General features: G+C 47.5%; 4 protein-coding genes. 3 read left to right on the top strand and 1 reads right to left on the bottom strand.

What is annotated here, in order from left to right; all coding sequences use genetic code 11:
• The first annotated feature begins 132 nt into the window (after positions 1 to 132).
• The gene (locus KDK14_RS16900) at positions 133 to 1,401 is read left to right on the top strand and encodes a hypothetical protein (RefSeq protein ID WP_257266352.1); all 1,269 of its coding nucleotides are present in this window, start codon (positions 133 to 135) and stop codon (positions 1,399 to 1,401) included.
• A gap of 262 nt (positions 1,402 to 1,663) precedes the next feature.
• Here KDK14_RS16900 and KDK14_RS16895 read toward each other — a convergent pair whose 3' ends face one another.
• Positions 1,664 to 2,221, bottom strand: coding sequence for a hypoxanthine-guanine phosphoribosyltransferase (locus KDK14_RS16895; protein WP_257266351.1), 558 nt, complete (start codon positions 2,219 to 2,221; stop codon positions 1,664 to 1,666).
• Positions 2,222 to 2,595: 374 nt separating this feature from the next.
• Between KDK14_RS16895 and upp the strand changes: the two genes are divergently transcribed.
• Complete coding sequence (gene upp / locus KDK14_RS16890; RefSeq protein WP_257266350.1) at positions 2,596 to 3,222, top strand: uracil phosphoribosyltransferase; 627 nt, start codon at positions 2,596 to 2,598, stop codon at positions 3,220 to 3,222.
• A 139-nt stretch (positions 3,223 to 3,361) separates the two neighbouring features.
• Positions 3,362 to 4,651 carry a uracil-xanthine permease family protein gene (locus KDK14_RS16885; protein WP_257266349.1) on the top strand — a complete coding sequence of 430 codons (1,290 nt, stop codon included), beginning with the start codon at positions 3,362 to 3,364 and terminating at the stop codon, positions 4,649 to 4,651.
• Positions 4,652 to 4,730: the final 79 nt, after the last annotated feature.

Here is a 4,730-nt window from a genome sequence, read left to right as displayed (position 1 = left end):
ACGACCGGCTTCCGAAGGTTTCAACGTCTTCTGAAGTTACGGATTCAGGTAATAAATATCAAGATTTTTAATGTTATCCAGAATTACTGGCAAACATTAAGATGAATCTTGATCCCAAGAGGCGTTGTAACTATGGATATTCAAGGTAAGAGAAATATTGGTCCAAGTGCATCTTATGCTGCAGAAACAGATATTGTTAACCCGGAAGCAGGATATCTGAATGGCAACAAGGTGACCGTTCAGGCCATTGAGAAAGCTGGTTTTTCTGGTATTCAGGTTTCTCCGGAGGAGTTTGCAGCAATTCCTGAAAACACCAGGCCTGTAAAGATTGCCTTAGAAGATTTTAATCAGTGGCTCAGTAAGTGTCGCCCTGTAAAAGCGGTAGAGAATCTGCTGATGAGCCAAGAGAGTCTGGTGAAAACACAGGGCTTGGAAGTAATTTCTAATGCTCATGCTCTTATGGCTATAAAACCCATTGCTGATGATAATAAAAAGTATGATCTGGCAGATGATATTGAGAACTTTAATATCGATTTGGGTCGGCTTGATCATAAAAAAAATGAGTTTTATACATCAAAAATAGAAAATGATGATTTCAAAGAAAAGTACAAAACCCTATTGGCTATTGCTGACGGGGATCTGACCGCCTTACGGAAGGGGTTAGTGATTGTTTTACCAGCAGCCACTGAGGACGGAGACCCACAGTGTGTATGCCTGGATGGTGAATCATCGATAGAAAACAAGAATGCTGCGAATGAACTTGTGAATATTTTCAAGAGTAGTGAAGCTTATGCAAAATATAGCAACAGAATAGATCATGTTAATAAGCTTGAAGATGAATATAAAAAGTTAAAGATATCTTTGGCTGAGCAAGCAGAAAAGCTCAAAATAAAACATGAGAAGCTTATTGGTGAGCAAGTTGAGGGCGACAAGGCAGTGTTGCTCGATATGAACCAGTCACTGAAAGCAGAAACCTTGTTGAAAAAGAATGAAGCCAGCGACGTTAGCGAAATCAATGAGTTAATTAAAAGTAAAACTGAAAAAGCTGATGCACTGGTTAAGACAATAGAAGAATTTTACTTGGAGATTAATGCAGTCGAAAAGGGTATTGACAACTTCTTGTCTGAAATGAAAACTTGCAACACTTTCTTGAATCCTGAAACTGATAAGCTTACTCAGTCTGGTGATAGGCCTGCAGTTCTGCATGATCACATAATTTTTGAAATCAGAAGGCTTAAAGAGCAATTGCTCGAAGAAATTGAATTTATGCAGAACCAACTCGCATCACTGACCGAAAGCCTGGAAGTAGCTTCAACCGATTACGAAAAAACTTTGCACGACATAGACGCGCTAAAAGATGAGAGAGATAAAAAGTTGCCAGCCTTACCAGGCAGAAAGTGAGCAAGCCAAACAGCAATTTGATGAGTTTACTTTGCAGCCAGGCACATTGGTTGACTCAAGTATCAACACTGAACAACCAGCATTTCAGCGGGTGCTCGATGACATTGCTGAAAGGCTGGATTTAACCACGCATCACGAAAGATCTGCGGATAAGCCAAACGCTGCCAACTCATAAAATGGCATTCCTGATATAACACTGGTGAAATGGATTAACCCAAAGCAAAAAAGCCTCCGGACCGGAGGCTTTTTTGCTTAAAAAATCTCAGTGACCTTTCAGTGCATAAATGCCATTGGCATTACGCCAGTAACCCTGGTAGTCCAGACCGTAACCAAAAATATAGCGATCATCGATTTCCAGGCCGGTAAAGTCGGCCTTCAGGCCCGGACGGGCTTTACGGTTATGTTTTTTATCCACCAGCACCGCAGTCAGGACGCGGGCTGCACCTTCTTCCTTACAGAAATCAACAATAGCGTCCAGCGTGTGCCCTTCATCGAGAATGTCATCGATAATCAGGACGGTACGATGTTTGATACCCCGGGTTGGCCGGACTTTCCACTCCAGGCCACCACCGGTCAATTGATCCCGGTAACGGGTGGCATGCACGTAGGAGGCTTCCAGGGGGAACTGCATCTGAGTCAGCAGTTTGCCGGTAATCACCATACCGCCATTCATTACGCAAAATACCAGCGGGTTGCTGTTCGCCAGCTGGTTGGTGATGTTGCGTCCCATGGTGGCGATGGCGTTTTCAATCTGCTGCTCGTTATAGAGGCAGTCGGCTTCATCCATCACTTGCCGGATATGGTCGAGATCAACAGACATGTTGTGCAAACCCTGATTGTTTGATTGGTGGCCGGTCAGTCCAGTGAGGCAACTCATGAAATATGGGTGTCGTAACCCTGGCGATCGGCGTGCCATTTCTGGTTAAAAAAACCATTTTTACTCCCCAGTGGAGAGGTGCAAACAGTTTTGCTGAAAAAATACCGTTGTTGTGTTCAATGGGCAAGAGAAAACTACACGGTGGTTATGGTTGTAAAAACCTATGGGCAGTTCAGACACGCTGTGGGAAAATAACAAAATTCAGGCATTGAAAGCGCTTTGATGATCATTTTCGAGTGCTTCCACAAGACCGTTTTATCTCAACCATTCATTTTTTGATTCATTAGGCATCTCCCGTCAGTGAGTTGAGGTCATTCATGAACGTACAGGAAATCAAGCATCCGCTGGTACAGCACAAGCTGGGACTGATGCGTTCCCACGATATCAGTACCAAGGGATTCCGAACTTTGGCCAGTGAGGTTGGCAGCCTGCTGACCTATGAAGCGACCAAAGATCTGGCGCTGGAAGATACGGTAATTGAAGGCTGGAATGGTCCGGTGACTGTTCAGCAGATCAAGGGCAAGAAAATTACCATCGTACCGATTCTGCGTGCCGGCATTGGTATGATGAATGGTGTTCTGGATATGATCCCCAATGCCAAGGTCAGTGTGGTCGGTCTTTACCGGGACGAGGCAACGCTGGAACCCGTGCCTTACTTTGAAAAGCTGGTCAGTAATATTGATGAGCGCATTGCCCTGATTCTGGATCCCATGTTGGCCACCGGTGGCTCCATGCTGGCAACGATCGATATGCTGAAGAAGGCGGGTTGTAAAGAGATCCGCTGCCTGGTGCTGGTGGCTGCCCCGGAAGGCATCGATAAAGTTCAGTCAGCACATCCTGACGTTAAGATTTTCACCGCGGCTGTTGACCTTGGGCTTAATGACAACGGTTATATCATTCCGGGCCTGGGTGATGCCGGTGACAAGATTTTTGGTACGCAATAATTAGTTGGCCTGATGGAATCGTATATTTCCTACTATGCATCGGACAACGCAGGAGCAGTTGCCGAGAGTGAATGATCACTTGGTCAGAAAATACGATTTCATTTGGTTAACTACTTTTCTTAAGTGTGGATAGCCAACAATGAATCATTCAGCACACCCGGGGGAAACCCTGCTATCAGAGATGTCCCTCTGGCGTCAGGCGCTGATGGGGGGGCAGATGCTTTTTGTTGCCTTTGGTGCCCTGGTTCTGGTGCCGTTGCTGACCGGGTTGGATACCAATGTAGCGTTCTTTACCGCGGGTATCGGTACCCTGATTTTTCAGCTGATCACCGCTCGGCAGGTGCCTGTCTTGCTGGCATCTTCTTTTGCCTTTATTGCGCCGATGACGTTCAGTATTCAATCCTGGGGCCTGGCGGCCACCATGGGCGGAATCATGGCCGCCGGTCTGCTGTATGCCGTATTGAGTGTGCTGGTCAGGTTGCGTGGCTCCGGCATACTTTACCGGCTATTTCCCCCCGTGGTGGTTGGGCCGGTGATTATGGTTATTGGCCTTGGTCTGGCACCGGTTGCCGTGGGGATGGCAACATCTCCCGTTGCAGGGTTGATTTCTGCTGATCAGGCGCTGTTCCTTGCCGCGATCTCGCTGCTGGCCACCCTGTTGGTGGCGACCCTGGCCGGTGGAATTCTGCGATTGATTCCCATTATTTGCGGTATTGGCGCAGGCTATGTTGCTGCAGTGATTATGGGCGTTGTGGACTTTCAACCTTTGTTTGACCGTCCCTGGTTTGCTATTCCGAATTTCACGACCCCGGCACTCAATTGGAACGCGGTGCTTTATATGATTCCGGTAGCGATTGCCCCCGCCATTGAGCACATTGGTGATATGCTGGCGATCAGCTCGGTGACCGGGAAAAAGTATCTGACAAAACCGGGGTTGAAAAATACCCTGCTGGGTGATGGCCTGGCGACGACGTTTGCCGGGATGATCGGTGGGCCGCCGAACACCACCTATTCAGAAGTCACGGGCGCGGTGATGCTCACCAAAGCCTACAACCCCGCTATCATGACCTGGGCCGCAGTCATTGCCATTGGTGTGGCGTTTATCGGCAAAATGGGTGGATTCCTGTCAACCATTCCAGTGCCGGTGATGGGCGGGATTATGATGCTGCTTTTTGGCTCCATTGCGGTCGTTGGACTCAACACACTGATTAAGGCAAGGGTAGACCTGGGGCAGCCCCGGAACCTGGTGATTGTCTCTATCGTGCTGGTATTTGGCATTGGTAATATGGGCATTTCACTGGGTGAATTTTCCTTGAAGGGCGTCAGTCTTTGCGCACTGACAGCAGTGATTCTGAATTTGCTGCTACCCCATCACGCCGGGGAAGATCGGTATCAGTCAACTGAAGTGGGCATAGAAGACGATGCCTGAAAAGCTGGAAATGACTCTCTCAGGCCAATGGCACTGACTTAAGCGTGAAAGCCTTGCCATAGTTAGTTAAAAGACTTTC

This window comes from Endozoicomonas sp. ONNA2, assembly GCF_024606365.1.
Taxonomy (GTDB): Bacteria; Pseudomonadota; Gammaproteobacteria; order Pseudomonadales; family Endozoicomonadaceae; genus Endozoicomonas.
This window is presented reverse-complemented; position numbering and strand designations above follow the sequence as displayed.